Source organism: Stieleria sedimenti, assembly GCF_025060895.1.
Taxonomy (GTDB): Bacteria; Planctomycetota; Planctomycetia; order Pirellulales; family Pirellulaceae; genus Stieleria; species Stieleria sedimenti.
The window spans coordinates 11,544-28,845 of record NZ_JANZKV010000147.1 but is presented as its reverse complement, the minus strand read 5'-3'; the positions used below and the strand labels follow the sequence as shown (position 1 = coordinate 28,845).

Here is a 17,302-nt window from a genome sequence, read left to right as displayed (position 1 = left end):
CAGAAGAAGAGGAGAAGGAACGTCAACGAATCACCGTCAGGTCTAGTGACCTTCACCTGAAAACTCGATGGTCACTGCAAACACAAGCGGAAGCGAAAAGTCACCGCCTTTCAAGAATTCGATTTTCGTAAGTGCTTTGTCAGCTTCGGCAGGAATCTTCAAGTAGCGGATTTGCTTGCCGCTGGCTTCAATCGCCTTCTTCGATTCCGGCACATCCTCGCCCGCTTGGTAAGTCACGATGTGCTTGCCGTTGACCAATTCAAAGTCACTTGTGCTTTCGTCAGCGTAATGACGACGGACGATCATGCTGGTCGTTTCATCCTTGAAACGCGGGTAGGCAGCCCAGGCGACACCCCCCAACATGTGAATCATTTTCACGTTTCCAGCGCAGTCGAGGCTAGCCGATTCTGGCAACGTGCTTGGGAATCGCGATGATTGACGTTGCAAACCGATGATGTTGGCGATCCGATCTCCCTGGGGATCGACCAATTCAAAGGGAACGCCTTCGACCTCCACACGCCCGTAGGAATCGAGTACAAACTCGTCTCCAGGTCGTCCGCGGAATCCGGGGAGGCCTTTTTTGCTGTTGATGGTCGCAGCGCTAGAGATGTTCAGCGGCGCGTACTTGCCACGTTTGGCGAGAAACGACAGGAGATCCGCCATTTCAGTTTTACTGATCGAGCTTTCAAAACCCTCTGGCATCAATGACTTGGACGACGAAGTCAATTGCTCGATGTCTTCGCGAAGGACCAGTTTTTCTTTGCCTTGCGTGTCGATGATGCGTAGCGAGTTTGCCGACTCGCCGGCTAGCATTCCGGAGAGCACATTTCCGTCGACGGTCAAAATCTGGTATGTGCGAAAATTGCTTTCGACGCTTCGCGATGGATCGAGGACGTTCATCAAGATTTCTTCTTTGGGATGAACCGCCATGCCCGTCAAGTTAGGACCGATTTCTTGTCCGATCTCGCCATGGATGTGACAAGCTGAGCAATGTTTCTTGAACATCGCCAGGCCATTCGTCACATCGCCTTCCACGGCAGCGACCGGTAACCATTGATCGACCAATGCTTGGCGATTAGATGTTACCATCGCACCTCGCGTTTCCATCAACTCCTTTGCTCGTGATGCTATCGATGAGGTGGGGTGGTTCAGTAAGGCTTGGCGTTGATCGAGCTGAAGATCATTGAATTGCACTTGTCCATCGGCAATGGCGTCCAGCAAATCTTCAGTGCCATCGGCTCGGGATAAAAGCAACGTCAGAACTTGGCTACCGAGTTTTGGCCCCAGCGAGGATTTCATGTCCAACAACGTTTCGGAAAGACCATTCACGCGGGCGGCCTGCAGTGAGTTTAGTGCCGCGACCCCGGTTTCTGGAGCCAATTGCGGTGTAAAGAATGCCTCAATCGCGTCGAGAATCTTTGGACTCGTTGGTGCAAGGCGAATCGATTGATCCCAAGCACTCAGACGTTTCTCTGAATCGGCATCCGCGTCCAAAGCGGTCGCCAGCAGTTCGTCCTGAATTTCACTGACAATCTCGTTTAGGTTCGTGATCGACCACTTGTCGGCTACCGCCAGGATCGCGGCTTTGCTTTCGACCGAAGTGTCGCCTGCTAAGAACCGGTCACGAACAATTTTCTGCGATGACTCGGGAAGATTAAGAACCAGATCTCGCGGCCAACCCTTTGCCAAGCCTTCCCAGACCGTGACGGCGACAGGTGAATCGGGCGTGATTTCAAGCAGCTCGCTGATTTGCTCAGCCGTGGGATTGCTCCTCGCGAGGTGTTCGGCCAGAACGGAAATTCGTTCATTGAGCGAATTCACGGCAGACGGATTCATCTTGCCGAGCGCCACGATCGTCGCGGCAGGATCGGTCGAAGCAGCAGAGGTCCATGCGTCCAATAGAACGCTATCGTCTTCGATCGAAGCTACCAAGCCAGCAAGCTCGTCACCATTGATCGCAGCGTTCGCTTTTCCTTCGGCAACGCGCAGCAACAAGGTCACCCGCACCTTGGGGTCGGCGTCGTTTTGCAGACCCGCTTCAATCGCCCCGGCGACCTGCTCGCTGCCGCAACTCGCGATCGCCGCGTTGCGCACTGGGCTGGATACATGACCGAAGCCGGCGTCACACGCCTTTGCCAGTGCAGCGACTGCTGATTCGTTACCCGATTTCGACAAGCCTGCGAGCGTCCAAATCGCATGCATCGCGGCTGGGTTCAATCCGATCTCGTCGACTTGATCATTTTCGACCAATGAAACAAGAGCACTGAGCGTCGCATCGTCAGCCGCCCCACGTTCCACGATAAGACGTTGTGCCGTTCGACGCCAAAAGAAATTGTCACTGCTGAGTGCCGTAACCAACTCGGCGTTCTCGGCATCAGCGAGTTGTAACGTTCGCGTCGCGGAGCCGCTGCCTGCCTCGTCGGTCACTAGTCGATAGACTCGGGCGAAACGTTTGTCTCGCAGATCACTTTCATAAGCAGCCCCTTTGCCGGTTTGGAAACCGTTGGGCGTTGGGTTGTGCTGAACAATGTAGTTGTACCAGTCCAAGACCCATACGTTGCCATCGGGGCCGACCTCCGACATGATCGGAGCTGACCAGTCATCGATGCTGGCAACCGTGTTGAACGCATTTCGAGAACGATAGTTTGCACCGTCCTTCTCCAGCACGAAAGAACCGACGAGGTGTCCCGTCGGACCGCAGACCATTTGAATTCGGTTCCACCAGGTCGGTGGATAGTTGCGGGCAGTGTAGATTGCTGAGCCGCAACCGGCTGTAAATCCGCCGTGCCAGTCCACCTGGCGAATGCGATCATCGATCGGATCGAACCGATGGGACTGGGCAATATTTTGAAGAGTCTCGGGCGACCAGCCGGCGACTTGATCGTAATACCGATTGGGAATCGGCATGTGAACGCTCGGGCAACCGTTTGCAGTTGAACCAAAGACATAGCCTTCCTCGCTGAAACCCAGCCCCCAAGTGTTGTTGTTCGTGCCTCGCATGAACTCCAATGCATCGACACGGATTGTGTGCTGATCGAAGTCGCTTGATTGGTTGTCTGCGACTTTGCCCGTTTCTGTGTCGATCGCATAGGCTGGTGCTGTCTCGTCCGACGCCCCCGCTTTGACTTTGAATCGCCAGAACCCTTGGCGGAAACGCATTTGCGGTTCGCCGTTGATGATGGGCTGGGAATTGTTGTAGCCCTGCATGCCCCAGATCCAGTTGTCGGGGCCATACTGGAAATTGCTAACGCCGCCGTGCGTGTCGCCCAGCGCCCAGCCGGTAATCAGCGACTGTCGAAAATCGGCCTTGTCGTCGCCATCGATGTCCTTCAAATAGATCGTCTCTTCGCCGTCCTGGACGATCACGCCACCCCGGTAGCAAACCAGTGTCGACGGAATGCTCAAGTTTTCTGCAAAGACCGTGAACTTATCGGCCTGGCCATCGTTGTCCGTATCTTCGCAAATCTTGATGCGGTCGCGGCCGACGGCTGATTCTTCTTTCAGTTCATTGGGGTAGTCGACAGTTTCGCAAACCCACAAACGCCCGTCCTCATCCCAGTTCATTGCGATCGGCTTGCCCTTTAGCCCTGCAGTCTTGTCGTTTTGCTGGGGATCGCCGGGCCAGTTGTCGGTCGACTCCTTGGCCCAGATTGCGAGCTGCGTTCCTGCCGGAGTCGCGAACGCTTTGATGGACTGTTCCGCTGGGAGAGGGTCTTGCATCTTCGAGAACGGTTCGGCCTGCGTTCCCCACTGAGCACCCGGCGTGTAGTTGGGGATCTTCGCCCCCACGTCTGTCGTTGCAAATTCTTCATCGTCGACCGATGGCGGATTCATCTCCGGCGAGGAAAAGGGACGATTCGCAGCGATGACCGCTTCCGCTTTTGGATCTGTAGGCTTGCCGCTGTCGGTCGAAGCTGCGGTGAGCGTCTGGCCACAGGCCCACAAAACACCGCGTGCGAGCAATTTTTGAAAGTCAGCGTTGGACCACGTCCGATGATCGTGCCCCCACGCGGTATAGAAGACCCGTCCTTGTCCGCTCGTTCGGATCCATGTGTAGGGTTCACCATCGGGATCGCTCACGGGACCGGATTCGTCGCTCCGTGTCTCAAGAACGGTCATGTCTGGGTTGAGCTTACTGTGACGGTAGCTTTCGTCCATCGACCGAACCGGTTTCAGCCCCCGCATGATCTCATGGTCGGAAGCCACGATCTTGGATTCAAAGCGAGTGAACCCGTGACTTCGAAACTGACCACCAACCAATTCGATGTACTTATCGGAATTGAGAAAACAGAACGACGCGCAGTGAACGGGAATCAGGCCTCCGCCATTTTGAACATAGTTCAGCAGAGCCGACTCGGCCTCCGGTGTGATTTGTTCAATGTTTGCGAAGACCATCAGCCCCTCATATTTTGCGAGATGATCTTCGTTGAGGTCGCTCAGCTTCTCCGTGTAAACAAGTTCGATGCCTTGCTCTCGGAGCGGCCCTGCCAAATGCCGATAGAATTCGGATGGCCTATGGAATCCTCTGTCGCCAAGCATCAATACCGAGACTTGCGATTCCTGAGCCGATGCAAAACCGCAGGCGAGAAGTAGAACGACGAGCAGATTTGCAGTTGCAAAGCGTTTCAATAGAGCAGTCATCTTGTTTCTGGTAGGCCGATTTGGTTGACGGTGCAAACTCCACCAGCTTGATGTCCATCTAAGCAGATGAAGCTGGATTCTCGGTGGACAACTTGCCGCCGTCAGGATCAATAGTGGGACGAGATATCGCGAATGATGGAGTGGCGGTACTGTGCTTTATAGCCACATTGAGTTCAATGAAAATGAGGAATTGCGCACCCCTGCGGAGATATTTCACAAGTTCGCAGCAGATCCGCTCAGCAGATAACCGTGCGTACACGCATAAACCCCAGGCCGGTCTAAAAGTTCTGCAAATCGGTGAGCCAATCCATTATTTTCGGGGATGTTTCGATTCCATTGGGCGAATTTAAGGAAACGACGCGCCACCTCTTAATGAGCGATTAATTTGAATTGTGCAGCAGCAGCGGGCCATTCGCTAGAATTGGCGGCGCTGCGTCATTTGGGACAGCATCCACTTGCCAGGCAGCGCGGACAGTAGCGATGTGGACCGCCATTGCAAAGAGCCGCCCCTCAATGCACGTGGAATGGTTGCAAAAGTTGGGACTACGTCCTCCTGTGTTTGTTGTGTACACTCTGCCGAAGTGGAGGTATTTCACGGCCTCATCTCGAAGATCTCGTCAGAGAATCCGGCTCGCGTGCAGGGAAGACGCAAGCATCGCAAGAATTATTAACACAGGCACTTCATGCGATTCAGATCTTTGCTCGTTTTTCTATCTTTCACACTCTCCTTGGTTGTTGTGGGTGGTTCAGTCGCCATCAGGCATTTTCTTGCGCGCAGGAGTCGCTTGAATAGATGAAGGAATCCACACAGCAAGAGCGAGAGTTGCCGTTAGCATTGCGTGCGGCCTACATGGCGCTTCACCGCAACACGGAAGCAGCGTTTGCTCAGCATGGCGTGACCGCTGACCAGTTTGTGCTTCTATTGGCACTCTCGGAGGGCCAAGCATTAACGCAGCGTGAACTGGCCGACCGAATCTCCTCTGACCCGAGTACGGTCCGAGCGATGCTGGTGTTACTGGAAAGGATGGAGCTGCTCCAAAGGGCAAGCCACCCAACCGATTCCCGCGCCAAAACCGTCACGCTGACCGCCAGCGGAAAACGAAAGCTGCGCAAGCTTTGGAAAGCCGGGCAATCCATCCGCGATGAAATGTACGGGTGCATGACGCCGGATGAGGCGGACACCCTGATCCGCCAGTTAAGAAACATCACTTCCACGCTCAATCAAGAAAACTCACTTGTATAGCGTCCGTCGATAAGATCGCCGATTCTTAGGAATTCATCACGCACAAACTGGATTGACCGATTACTCCGGCATCAAATTCTCGGCTCACTACGGAGCCATATCCGCGGGCGCCCCTGAGGAGGAACGCGTGCAAGAGGCCTGTCGCCGACTCGGGAGAAGGTTGTCGGAGTGGACGGCAAGCATGATTCATGGGCGAACGGAGGCACATCCTTTGAACCAGTCCTATGAACGCTTCAAAGACCTAGGCAAATAGATCCCAAGTACGATTTCTACATTTCCCGTTCCTTTCCCCGCTCTCTTAACGAGGTTCTGCAATGAAGTCGCAAACAAGATTCAACCGACGTGATTTTCTTCAAACGGCAACCGCCGCCACTTCAGCCGGCGTCTTTATAGGCACCAGCTCCGCTTCCCACGCGCAAGACTCGCCGAATGAACGTCCCGTTTTTGCCACGATTGGACTGCGAAACCAAGGGTGGACGATCACGGACAAGTCGACCAAGTTCGCGGACTTCGCGGCCTTTGCCGACGTCGATGCCAATGTGCTGGATGCGATCAACGAAAAGCTTGAGAAGAAAACCGGCAAGAAAGCCGAGGGGTACAAGGACTACCGCGAAGTGCTCGACCGCAAAGACATCGATGCGGTGATGATCGCAGCTCCAGATCACTGGCACACCAAGATCTCCGTCGAAGCGATGCTCGCTGGCAAAGACGTGTACTGCGAAAAGCCGCTGACCTTGACGATCGACGAAGGCAAGTTAATCGAAAAGATCGTCAAACAAACCGGGCGAGTGTTCCAAGTCGGAACCATGCAGCGGACTGAAAACGAACACCGATTCCTCAAAGCCATCGCACTGATCCGCGAAGGACGAATCGGGGAGATTCGCAAAGTCACCTGTGGAATCAACGGTGCTACCGGTTCGCCCGTAATCCCAGCCATCAATCCTCCTGAAGGTCTCGATTGGGACATGTGGCTCGGCCCAGCCCCCAAGGTTCCGTACAGAGCGGGGACCGAAATGCGTCGAGGCTATGGTGGCGGCGTACCGCTTTACACCAATTGTCACTATGCATGGCGTAATTGGTACGAAACCTCCGGTGGCCAAATGAATGACTGGGGTGCTCACCACGTTGACATTGCGACGTGGGCACTGGGCGCGAGCGAAACCGGTCCAAATAAAGTGACGCCGGTCAGCTACTCATTGCCGGTCGAGTACAAGGATGGCTATCCGACGGTCAGCGATCAATACAACTCGCCAACAAAGTTCGAGATCCACGTTAACATGCCGGGTGACATTCCAATGATCATCACTAGCGAAGGTGACAACGGCATTTTGTTTGAAGGAACCAAGGGTCGATTCTTCGTTAATCGCGGAAGGCTGGCGGGCAAGCCGGTCGAAGATCTGGAAACCAACCCGTTGCCTGAGGACGCAGTGGAAAAAGTCTACGGCGGCCCTGTCAGCGAGAATCATACCGCCAACTTCATCGAAGGCATGCGCTCGCGTGAACAACCGATCTCCGATGTTTGGACACACAACCGGATGCTCGAAACCTGCCACTTGGCAAACATCGCGATCCGCTTGGGGCGTGAACTGAATTGGGATCCGACCAAGCGTGAGATCATCGGCGACGACGAAGCCAACTCGTTCCTTTCACGAGAAAGTCGCAAGGGTTACGAGATCAACATGTAGTGGTTTGTAGCGCCGGACGCCTCCGTGAATCGATACGGTTCCGGAGGTGCGTTCCAGGTTGATGCCGGCATTTCACAATTACTCTCCCAGTTGTTTTGTAGCCAATGGCTCGACGATCTGTCGCCCTGCTGATAGAAACCTCAAACGGCTACCAAACGCACTGGATACGAGGCAGCAAGTTTGCTTGACCGAATGATGTCCGGAGAGGTTTTCACAACTGAAGAACCGCTGATCACTCAACCGCTAGGGATTCAGCTTCGCGAGTCGACTGATACAGTTGCGATTGAAGACGAGCAGATCGCGGAGCCCGAGAGTTGCGCGGCGGTGCGGCCCCACCGCGGCCCACAACGGACCAACTGCCGAGGCTGTCCCGGCTAATGGCACTCGCCATCCACTTCGACCACGCTTTGGCATCGGGCCGCCTCCGATCGCAGGCCGATTTAGCGAGAGCCGGCCAAGTCAGACGAGATCGCCTTAGCCAAATCATGAACCTCTGCAACCTCGCCCCGGATCTTCAGGAAGAACTACTTTTCCTGAAGCCGTACTTCAGCGGCCGAGCACCGATCACCGAGCGTGAAATCCGCCCCATCGCCGCCGAACCCAACTGGGAAAAGCAGCGCCGCCTCTTCGCCAAACTTGCAGGTTCTGCCAAGCTTAGCGATCGGTGATAGCCTGTCAGTGCGGTAAAATCAGCTACGCCGCGAAGGGGGCGGGTTTTGAGGGTGTCTAGCCTGGATGTCGGTAACAGTGGACAGGAGCGTGAAGGTTGACGGCCTTATTTCAAAATCACGTGACTCGTGCGTCATCGTCCATGTTGCATGCCGCTGAATTCATTGAGAAGCTTCCGTGCGGCGTCTCGAAAACCGCGTATTCAGAATGGGAGAATGCCATCGGCGACACAAACAATCCCTATCAACCACCGCAAAGTGCGAAACAGAGCGAAGATGGCTCGCTCGAAGCAATCGCGGCACCGTTGCATCTAGTCGTTTCCGTTCTCATTGGCATTTCTTTCGGCGTTGCTCTGAGTGTCGTCTTCGGAATTGCCGTGGGGATCACGATTGCTGTTCTGGCCGATCGTGGACCACTGAGCTATCTCGGACCCTATTCTGGAATGGCAGTCGCCATGATCCCACTTTGGTCCTTACCCAGTGGAGTTTTGGGCGGGCTCGCTTGCGGAATCACTCGGGGAGCACGTATGTACTTTGCCTGCCTGATTGCATGCATAACAGCCGTTGTCGTCGCTTTGGGCGGCCTGCAAGGGGTCGATAATTTTGACCTTCTTACGATTGGTGGATCGTTCGTTTTGGTCGCCTTGTCAAGCACGACGACGTGCTGTCTGTTGATTCGCCGAATCTCTCGCAAGCGTCACGCGGTTATCCAGGCAATGCGCGATGATCCAGCCACTTCTCCCGGCAAGACGCACTCGTTTCTGGTTACCGTGATTGCCATGGTGTTGATCGCAGGTGGTGTAACGAGCCTGTTTTTTCCTGGTCGGCCCGTAGCCGACTACATACTCGGTTTGGTTGCCGGCGGATGCTGGATCAACATGCTGTGTGGTCTACAGCTCTTAGGAACGTATCCCAATCGAGCTCGCATTGGTTGGGCTGTGACAACCATTTCATTTCTGTCGGCTTTGCTCGCTGGCATCGTGGTTGCGTTGCGACCCGTTTTGCCGTAGCCAGAATGAACGAGATCGAACCCGTCGGGAACGACTTTTTTGCTGTTTGCGGAGCGATGCGGTATCGCACGGTGCATGCGGCTAATCGGTGATTCTTGGCGTCTCTGCCGTACGAAAAAATTCAGCGATCGCTCGCTCGGAATCCATCAGTAACCGAAGACTTTTCTCCGTCATCTCCAAATTGCGCAAGTCGCAATTCAACTGTCGTACTTTGACGGTTGGCTGTCGCGCCGCAATCAGGAATAAACCGCCGGCGGCCAAGTCGTAGCTCTTGCCTGCGACGACCACCGTGCCGGACGACCGGCCGGTCATCTCGTAATGAAATTTGATTTCTCCGAAGTCCGCGTTGATAAATTGACCGCCTCCGCCAAGGTGATCTCTTTCGCTTCCGTAGGCGATGCTGGTAGCTGTTGGAGTCGGGAAATCGCTCCAGAAAACAACGAGCCCCTCGAGGTACAAAACTTGCGCTTCATCGATGCCCGGCGTCTGCTCACCGTCCTGTTCGGAGGACCAACTGATTGCTCCCTCGGAGACTTGTGAAAAATTGAAATTGGATCTTGACGATTTCTCGCCGCAGCCGGCAGCCCCCACCATCATTGCGGCGAGCAAAGCTACCGCCAGTTTCATGTTGCGTCTCGAAATCATCGCCACGTGCACGACGAGCATCCTCTTGAAATGAGTCTTGCAATCGCCACATCGCGATCTCACCTGATCGAAGAAAATCATCACCGCGCGAGCCACCCCCGCGATGAGATGGCATACTTTATACTTACTCTCCCTTTTTGGATTTCACAGCTGTATTCATCGTCACAATACAAACCCCAGCAGAAACGTCGTTAGGTTGGCAAATAGCGACGCTTGCAAAGCAATCGGCCATGGCAGCCGCGACGTTTTACTGGACGCGGTGAGAACGCCGCTGTAAAAAATTGCTTCGATCACAAAGGCCATCACCTCCAGCCCTAGAAATGCGGCTGTCCCCAGCCAGAATCCAAACTGGTAAAGAAACTCGCCACCGAAGAACCAAACCAGTGGTAGTGTGAGAAGATTCACGAGCAAGCAAACGCGAATCAATCGCGTTTTACGGCGGGCAGGCTCGGCATTCTGGTCTCCATCCTGCTCGTCACGGCTACGCACGACCCGAACCACGATCAGGCATTCGACCATCAAAGTAATTAGCAACGCTTTCCAGAAATCGAGTCGATGCCAAAACGGGATAGGAACGCTCGTCAGGTCTCGAAGTCCATCTGAGCTGAACTCGGCCCGCATCAGCGCAAAATATTGTCCGGGGCTGGCGGGATCTGTCACATACAATCGCTCAGTCTGAGAATCGTACACGGCCAAGCGAACGATCGAGGGCAGTCCTTGTATAGGCGGTTGGCGGAATTTGTAGTCCATGAACCCGTGGAACGTCACCGCGCCATCTTTGAACTTACCTCCCCACAAGTAACCGGCGTAATTCCATTGTTTGCCTGAGTCATCCGTCCAGGGAATGACAAGCTCAGGAACTCGCGCCGCAGCATTGGCTGGCCCGCCACTTGACCAAGGCGAAGGTGCGAGCAACGCAGCGTTTGTGCCGTCGGGTAGAGGGTGCCCATCGAGTTGCACAGCAATTCGAACTCTCGACATCAGTTTCGGACCGAAGTCTGCCGAAGCAGACTGAGCAGTCCAAAGCAGGCTCAGCACGGGCAAGACTGCAAGAACACGGCAAACGGTTGTCGATCCAGATTCCGGCATCGTTACTTGGGGGACCCTCGAGTGAATTTGTACTGCGGCCCCGCTTCGATTCGAAGAACACCGGTGAACATCGTGCGGAGAGTCCTGGGTGGCTGATCAGCGAGTTCGCCATCCGCCTTGATCTCCGTGAAGGTGATTTTGTCTTTATCTACCGTCCACTTGCCTGAGATCTCAGGGGCTTCCAAACCCTCGGGAAGCAGCCTGCCCGCCAAGACGGGTGGCAAGCCGTTCTGGCCCGCTGTGATCAGAAACGTTTTATCTTGGAACACCCACTGAAGATCATCATACCGCCGGTCTCGTCCGGTACGGCTGGTGAATTTCGCTCCGGCTAACATGTCATGGGTGACTTCGTAGTCTACTCCAGTGACCCGAACTTCTTGCGGGTTGAACAGATCACAACCGGTTAGAGCCAGACCGATGCACAGGGATATCCACAACCATGACTTCAGCTTTTCAGCGAAGTTCTCTCTTACGCAACTAACGCTCTCGCTATTTTTCATGTTGAGCCATCCGCCTATTTAGTTATCTTCGTCGATGCATGGCACCTGCGATTTCGCTTCTTGATCATCTGCCTTGCTCCTGTTTCGCAGCTTGTAACGGGATCGCTTTCGCCATGCGATTGCCAATTATTGAACGCGGATCTTTTTGTCTGGATGTCGACGTTCGATGATCTTTCGGATCAATTCGTTGGCAAACTTGGCGTCATCCAAAGTCTTGGCTTTGAATCGAAGGCGGTCATACTTGGGGGATGAATCGAGTTCACTGTTTGGTTCAAAAAGTGTGTGCGGTACGTAGCCGTCGTAAATGAGATCGCTTGCCCAGTCTGCGCCGCGGCTGGTCACCCCGATAACGACCAATTTGCGGTCTCCAAGTTTGATGCTCTGCCCGACGGGGTTAGTGTCAGTGAAGAGTTTTTCAGCCAGCGTTTCGCTCAACACCAGCACATCCTTCTTGTTTTCGATATCGCTCGAATCCAGGAATTCCCCCTGCTTGACCTGCACGCGGGCTTGCTCTGCCAGCAGACGAAGGTAATCGGGCACGGTGCCGCAGATTTTCGCGTCCACTTCCCCGTGGTCCGTCGTCAGTGTTCCCGTTTGGACGCGTTCGGTGATCGCAACGGAAAGGGTCGGGACCTGAGCCGTGATGGCGTCGACATCTTTTTGATCAAGGACCGTTGGGCCAGTTTCTTCGAGCCGTTCTTCGGGTTCGACGGAAATCCAGCGCGACGGCATGGCCTTTCCTTGTTCTACCTGAGATGGCGGCGACAGCGGGCACCCGCAACAAATCAGTAAGATCACCGAAAAGAGTGGTGCAATAAGATTCTTCGGGTCATTTCGCAATTTTTGGAGGAGGCTCATTGGCGGTTTCCGGAAGCGGGCGATGGAGGTCTATCATGCGCTTGCCACCTGCTCAAGCAGTGCTCGATCATTGAGAAACTGACCGATCTCCTCGGAAAACTTGGGAAAGTCTTTCGCAAGAGCATTACGATCGATCGTTTCGCCGCGCTGCAGTGACTCCAACCAACCAACAGCGATTGGAACTCGGGATCGTCAAGGAATTGGGAATCGGACGGATTGGCCATGAACTCTCAGATTAGGTCGGTTACAAAGCGAGGCATTCCATTTCAGCCTATCGATGACAGCGGGCTCCCATCCAACCGATGACGGTGATTCTTGCCAAATTTGATTGTTTTGACCGTATTCCGCGAGCAAAAAACGCTGACCTACTTGGAGGATCCCGTGTCACAGGAATATTTTCGTTCAATAGACGGCGTACGGCCCGTTCAGTCCTTACGGCTGCCGGTTGTCGCTTTTCGACTCGCTCCACTTGCGGTACTCCGCCCTCGTGATGAGGTCGTCGAGCATGTAGAAGTTGAGGCCGTTACGGAATTCTTGTCGACTGTCGCTTGACACGCTGTGTATCACTCCATTGTCGTCATATACAGCCGCGAACACTGGGCCATGATGGCCTTGAAGTGTGTCGAGAGTCCTGCCGGTGACCGTGTCCAGCAGATGTATTCGGCCTTGCTCGGTGGAACATGCGAGCCGTGAGCCGCGTGGTGAGAAGGCCACGTGATGAATCAGTGCGTTGGTCAATTCTTTCCGGAACTCCAGTTCACCCGACTTGTTGTCGCGTACTTCGACCACACCGTCCCGAAAGGCAATTGCCAAACGAGACTCATCGGGCGAAAAACACAGGGCAACCACCGCGATTTGATCATCGACGTCGTTTGATCTTGCTGTGGGCGCGTTCGAATCTGTCCCTTCATCGTCCGCTGTAGACGCTTGCGGTTTGACCGTGATTGCGGCGCCAGCTTCGGCATCGGGCTTGAACATGTCGCTCGTCAACTGCCACCATTGGACTGTGCCATCTTCCCGTCCGGCTGCCAGTAGGTTGCGGTCATGGCTGAATGCCATCTGGACTGCGGGGGACATCTTCGACGACAGCGTCTTCCGCTGGCGAGTCTTCACATCAAACAACTGAACCTCGCCTTCCTCGAGACCGCACGCAAGCAGCGTGGCATCATGACTCAAGTCGAGCGCGCGGACCTTTGACTCCATTTCGGCGAACACAGTCCGCCGCTCATCGGCCGTTGACTGTAGGTAGAGCTGATTGATGCCATCCCATGGACCCATGGCCCACGCCACGGTCACCCCTTGATCATGAAAGACAGCGCGCGCGTTCCTTGCCGATTGAAACATCGCCTGTTGCAGCTGCCGACCTGTCGTAAGGTCCCAAACCGTGACCGGGGCGTCATCGCCGTAGGTCGCCAGCCGCTTGCGGAATCGATCCAGCGTCACTCCGAGCTTACCGTCGGCGTAAGCCGTCAAAGGCAAAAACTGTTGAGGCCGATCGGCCATCCAGCGTCGCACGGTGCCGTCCTTGCTGCTACTGAGCAGCGTGCCGTCGGTAGAAAACGCCAGCGATTGTATCTCGTCCTGATGACCGGTTAGCATTAGGAGCTGAGTTCCAGTCGTCCCATCCCATACTCGCACCGTCCGATCGCGTGAACTGCTGAAGAGTCGTTGCCCACTTGGTCCGAACAGCACCGAGGTGGCGGGCCGGTCATGACCGTTGAGCACTGCGACCGACTTGCCCCTGAGCGTGTCCCAAATTTGCAAGCCGCCATGATGGCTTGCGCTAACCAGTTGGGCGCCGTCAGGACGGAAGGCGACGGCGACACTTGAGTTTTCGCCTGTCAGTCGCACACGATGCGCTCTGGCGAATATTTCTCGGCCGGTTTCCGCGTTCCACAGCTGAACCTGTCCGCCTCCTGTTGCAATATGTTTACCGTCTGGGCTGATCGCAATGCTGTTCACGACGCCGTCGATGTCGCTGACGACGAGTCGCTCGGCGCCGGTCTCTGCATTCCAAAGACGCCACTCTCCGGGCCGCACGGCGTCTTCGTCGGGTCGGCGTCGATGCTCACCACCGCTGCTTGCGATCCATCGTCCGTCGATGCTCCATGTGACCGACCGCACGGTGACCCGATGCCCCTCGAGCGTTAGCAGATCGTTGCCCGTGTCGGAGTCCCAGAGACGAACCATGCCGTCTTTGCCCGTGTAGCCTCCGGCAGTAGCGAGCCGCTTGCCGTCGGGACTGAATGCCATGCTCCAGATCGTGTTCGGATGAGCGTTGAATTTGCACAGCCGCACGTCTCGTCGCCGATCCCAAACCTCGACCGAGCCCTCCGGCCCGACCACTGCCAGCCGACCACCGTCACTGCTGATCGCGATTTGGCCGACAGGCTCGTCTCGCTGCAGCTCATAAGGCTCGGGCAGCATCGGCCAAAGCCGTACGAGACCGTCGGCCCCGCCGCTGGCCACACGTTGTACATCAGGTGAAATGTCAACGCTATGGACGGGGCCGAGATGACCGCGGTGTAGGGCCATGGGTTCGCCCGTCGCGAGGTCCCAGATCCGTACGGTGCCGTCCTCGCCGCCGCTGACCAACAGCCGCCCATCACGGCTGATTGATAACGCCAGGATATCATCGATATGTCCCGTCATGACTCGCAGCATCTGGCCGGAGTCCACGTCCCAAACACGAACCAACCCGTCGGCACCTGCCGTCACGAGACGCTCGCCTTTGTCGTCAAACCGCACAGCGTGAACCGCTTGCTGACCGGCCTCCAGCCGAAGCTGCTCCTCGCCCGACTCGGCGGACCAAACCAGAACCTCGCCGTTCTGCAGCCCGGCGGCCACCTGCTTGCCTTGCGGCGAGATGCAAGTCGTCAGCGCAGCGACATCTGTGGCTTGACTCCAAAGCGCCTCGCCGGTCGCGGCGTCGCACCACTGGACCTTGCCGTCTGGCCATCTTGTGGCCACGGCCAGCCGAGTTCCGTCCTGGCTGATCGCCAGGGCGTCGGCACGCAGCCGACGCGTGCCGGCGGTTGTCATCACACGCTGCATCTCGGCACCATTCCAAAACTCCACCGCACGGCCGTCGCCAATGGCAATCTTTCTGGACGATACGTTGGCTACCGCTGCCGACAGTCTCAGTTTGGTCGTTGCGGTCTTCAGAAGACGCCCTTCGGAAACATCCCACGTTCGCAACGTTTTGTCGGTGGCCGCGCTGATCAGTTGCCGGCCTTCATCAGCGAAACCGACGAACTTGATGGCACCCTTATGGCCACGTAAGGCTCGTCCGTGTGTGAGCTGGGTATGCAGAAAATCGTGTTCCCACCCGCGCAGGTCCCAACGACAGCTATCCAATGCGGACCAGGCCGAATGCACGCGGTTGGACTGCAGACTTTGGAATGCGTCGCCGATCCGCATTGCGTACACCTGCCGCTCCGCTTTTTCCTGGGCAGCAGTTGCCTCGGCCGCCCACTCTTCGGCCTGGACTTGGAGTGATGCGGACCTCTGCGAAGCCTCTTCGGCGAGTGCCCTCTGTCGTGCTTCTTCGTAAGCGCGGCTGTTTGCCAGGATGGCGAGCGAGCTGGAAACGGCAAGACCAATGACCAGCGACAGGCCGAGCAAACTCAACAGCGACGCGACCAGTGGATTCCGCCGACACCATCGCCAGCCTCGTTGCACGCGACCGATAGGCCGAGCCCGCACGGGGCGACCATCCAGAAAGTTGCTCAGATCTTCCGCCAGCAGCGCGGCTGTTCCGTACCGCTTGTGCGGTTCTTTCTCGAGGCACTTTAAACAAATCGTCTCCAGGTCCTTGGGCACGTTGGGATTCAGAGTCGCTGGCCATACCGGTTCCTTGTGAATGACCTGCAACAGTGTGTCGACTGCGGAGTCGGCGACAAATGGCGCGCGACCGGTGAGGCACGCGTAAAGCACGGCGCCGAGCGCGTAGACATCCGCGGCGGGGCCAACGAGGTTTTGTCGGGCTGCGGCCTGTTCCGGCGACATGTAGCCAGGCGTTCCCAAAATTTGACCGCTAGCGGTCAACTCCTCCTCACCTGCGCCGCCATTTTCGTCCTCTAGAATTTTGGCCAATCCGAAGTCCGTAACGTGCGTCTGATTCTCCGCGTCGACCAAGATATTGGCCGGCTTCAGGTCTCGATGGAGCGTACCCTGTTGATGAGCGAAATGGACGGCCTCGGCCACCTGCCGCACGAGCGTGGCGGCGCGAATGGGCGACAGCGTCTGATCCCGAACTTCTTCCGAAAGACCATGCCCGTTGATATAGTCCATGGCGATGTAGTGATGACCATCATGCTCGCCGACTTCGTGAATCGTAACAATGTGAGGATGCTGAAGACGACCGGCTGCCCGAGCCTCGCGATAGAACCTTTCGACATCACTTGCTCCCGCCAGACGACCAGCCAGGATCATTTTCAGAGCAACCGTTCGCCCCAGTTTTTGCTGGCGTGCCTTGAACACGACGCCCATGCCACCGCGAGCGATCTCATCCAGGATTTCGTACTCGCCGATGTAGCGAACCCTTTCACCAAGCGAAAAATCCTTGGGGCCGGACGCCGAATCCATCGTGTTGGCATAAGCAGAGATGGCGACTCGCGATGGCGGGACATCACCAAAATCCGACGCCACCTGTTCGAGCATCTGGCGGTCATTGAGAAACCGACCGATCTCATCGGCATACTTGGGAAAGTCCTTGATGAGTGCGTCGCGATCGATGGTTTCACCGCGCTGCAGCGACTCCAAGCAACCAACCAACAGCGATTGGAACTCGGGATCGTCAAGGAATTGGGAATCGGACGGATCGGCCATGAACTCTCAGATTAGGTCGGCTATAACGCGATGCATTCCATTTCAGCCTATCGATGAGAGCGGGTACCAAACAAATCGATGACGGCATTTTTCGTCATTTTTCCTGAAACCACCGTATTCATCGTGCGCAGAA

The 17,302-nt window shown here is 55.8% G+C and carries 10 protein-coding genes; 4 read left to right on the top strand and 6 right to left on the bottom strand.

What is annotated here, in order from left to right:
* Positions 1 to 42: 42 nt before the first annotated feature.
* On the bottom strand, positions 43 to 4,641 hold the full coding sequence (locus tag NZK35_RS18940) for a PVC-type heme-binding CxxCH protein (protein WP_259634094.1): 4,599 nt from the start codon (positions 4,639 to 4,641) through the stop codon (positions 43 to 45).
* Between the two features lie 793 nt (positions 4,642 to 5,434).
* Between NZK35_RS18940 and NZK35_RS18935 the strand changes: the two genes are divergently transcribed.
* From NZK35_RS18935 to NZK35_RS18920, 4 genes are all read left to right on the top strand, one after another.
* Complete coding sequence (locus tag NZK35_RS18935; protein ID WP_259634093.1) at positions 5,435 to 5,884, top strand: MarR family winged helix-turn-helix transcriptional regulator; 450 nt, start codon at positions 5,435 to 5,437, stop codon at positions 5,882 to 5,884.
* Positions 5,885 to 6,198: 314 nt separating this feature from the next.
* A complete protein-coding gene (locus NZK35_RS18930) occupies positions 6,199 to 7,569 on the top strand; it encodes a Gfo/Idh/MocA family protein (protein ID WP_259634092.1) in 1,371 nt (456 codons plus the stop codon).
* A 485-nt stretch (positions 7,570 to 8,054) separates the two neighbouring features.
* A complete protein-coding gene (locus NZK35_RS18925) occupies positions 8,055 to 8,237 on the top strand; it encodes a hypothetical protein (protein ID WP_259634091.1) in 183 nt (60 codons plus the stop codon).
* A gap of 98 nt (positions 8,238 to 8,335) precedes the next feature.
* Entirely contained in the window at positions 8,336 to 9,247 is a 912-nt protein-coding gene (locus tag NZK35_RS18920; RefSeq protein ID WP_259634090.1) for a S8/S53 family peptidase, read from the top strand.
* Positions 9,248 to 9,328: 81 nt separating this feature from the next.
* Here NZK35_RS18920 and NZK35_RS18915 read toward each other — a convergent pair whose 3' ends face one another.
* From NZK35_RS18915 to NZK35_RS18895, 5 genes are all read right to left on the bottom strand, one after another.
* The gene (locus tag NZK35_RS18915; protein ID WP_259634089.1) at positions 9,329 to 9,874 is read right to left on the bottom strand and encodes a hypothetical protein; all 546 of its coding nucleotides are present in this window, start codon (positions 9,872 to 9,874) and stop codon (positions 9,329 to 9,331) included.
* A 180-nt stretch (positions 9,875 to 10,054) separates the two neighbouring features.
* Positions 10,055 to 10,807 (bottom strand): hypothetical protein, encoded by a 753-nt coding sequence (locus tag NZK35_RS18910; protein WP_259634088.1) that lies wholly within the window; start codon positions 10,805 to 10,807, stop codon positions 10,055 to 10,057.
* Between the two features lie 176 nt (positions 10,808 to 10,983).
* Positions 10,984 to 11,481 carry a hypothetical protein gene (locus tag NZK35_RS18905; protein WP_259634087.1) on the bottom strand — a complete coding sequence of 166 codons (498 nt, stop codon included), beginning with the start codon at positions 11,479 to 11,481 and terminating at the stop codon, positions 10,984 to 10,986.
* A 126-nt stretch (positions 11,482 to 11,607) separates the two neighbouring features.
* Positions 11,608 to 12,213: an ABC transporter permease gene (locus NZK35_RS18900; RefSeq protein ID WP_259634086.1), complete on the bottom strand. Its 606-nt coding sequence runs from the start codon at positions 12,211 to 12,213 to the stop codon at positions 11,608 to 11,610.
* Between the two features lie 558 nt (positions 12,214 to 12,771).
* The gene (locus tag NZK35_RS18895) at positions 12,772 to 17,169 is read right to left on the bottom strand and encodes a WD40 repeat domain-containing serine/threonine-protein kinase (protein WP_259634085.1); all 4,398 of its coding nucleotides are present in this window, start codon (positions 17,167 to 17,169) and stop codon (positions 12,772 to 12,774) included.
* Positions 17,170 to 17,302 lie beyond the last annotated feature (133 nt).

Excerpts from the sequence above, each read along its gene's own strand:
- NZK35_RS18940 (WP_259634094.1), bottom strand. The coding sequence starts at position 4,641 with ATGACTGCTCTATTGAAACGCTTTGCAACTGCAAATCTGCTCGTCGTT.
- NZK35_RS18935 (WP_259634093.1), top strand. The coding sequence starts at position 5,435 with ATGAAGGAATCCACACAGCAAGAGCGAGAGTTGCCGTTAGCATTGCGT.
- NZK35_RS18930 (WP_259634092.1), top strand. The coding sequence starts at position 6,199 with ATGAAGTCGCAAACAAGATTCAACCGACGTGATTTTCTTCAAACGGCA.
- NZK35_RS18925 (WP_259634091.1), top strand. The coding sequence starts at position 8,055 with ATGAACCTCTGCAACCTCGCCCCGGATCTTCAGGAAGAACTACTTTTC.
- NZK35_RS18915 (WP_259634089.1), bottom strand. The coding sequence starts at position 9,874 with ATGAAACTGGCGGTAGCTTTGCTCGCCGCAATGATGGTGGGGGCTGCC.
- NZK35_RS18905 (WP_259634087.1), bottom strand. The coding sequence starts at position 11,481 with ATGAAAAATAGCGAGAGCGTTAGTTGCGTAAGAGAGAACTTCGCTGAA.
- NZK35_RS18900 (WP_259634086.1), bottom strand. The coding sequence starts at position 12,213 with ATGCCGTCGCGCTGGATTTCCGTCGAACCCGAAGAACGGCTCGAAGAA.
- NZK35_RS18895 (WP_259634085.1), bottom strand. The coding sequence starts at position 17,169 with ATGGCCGATCCGTCCGATTCCCAATTCCTTGACGATCCCGAGTTCCAA.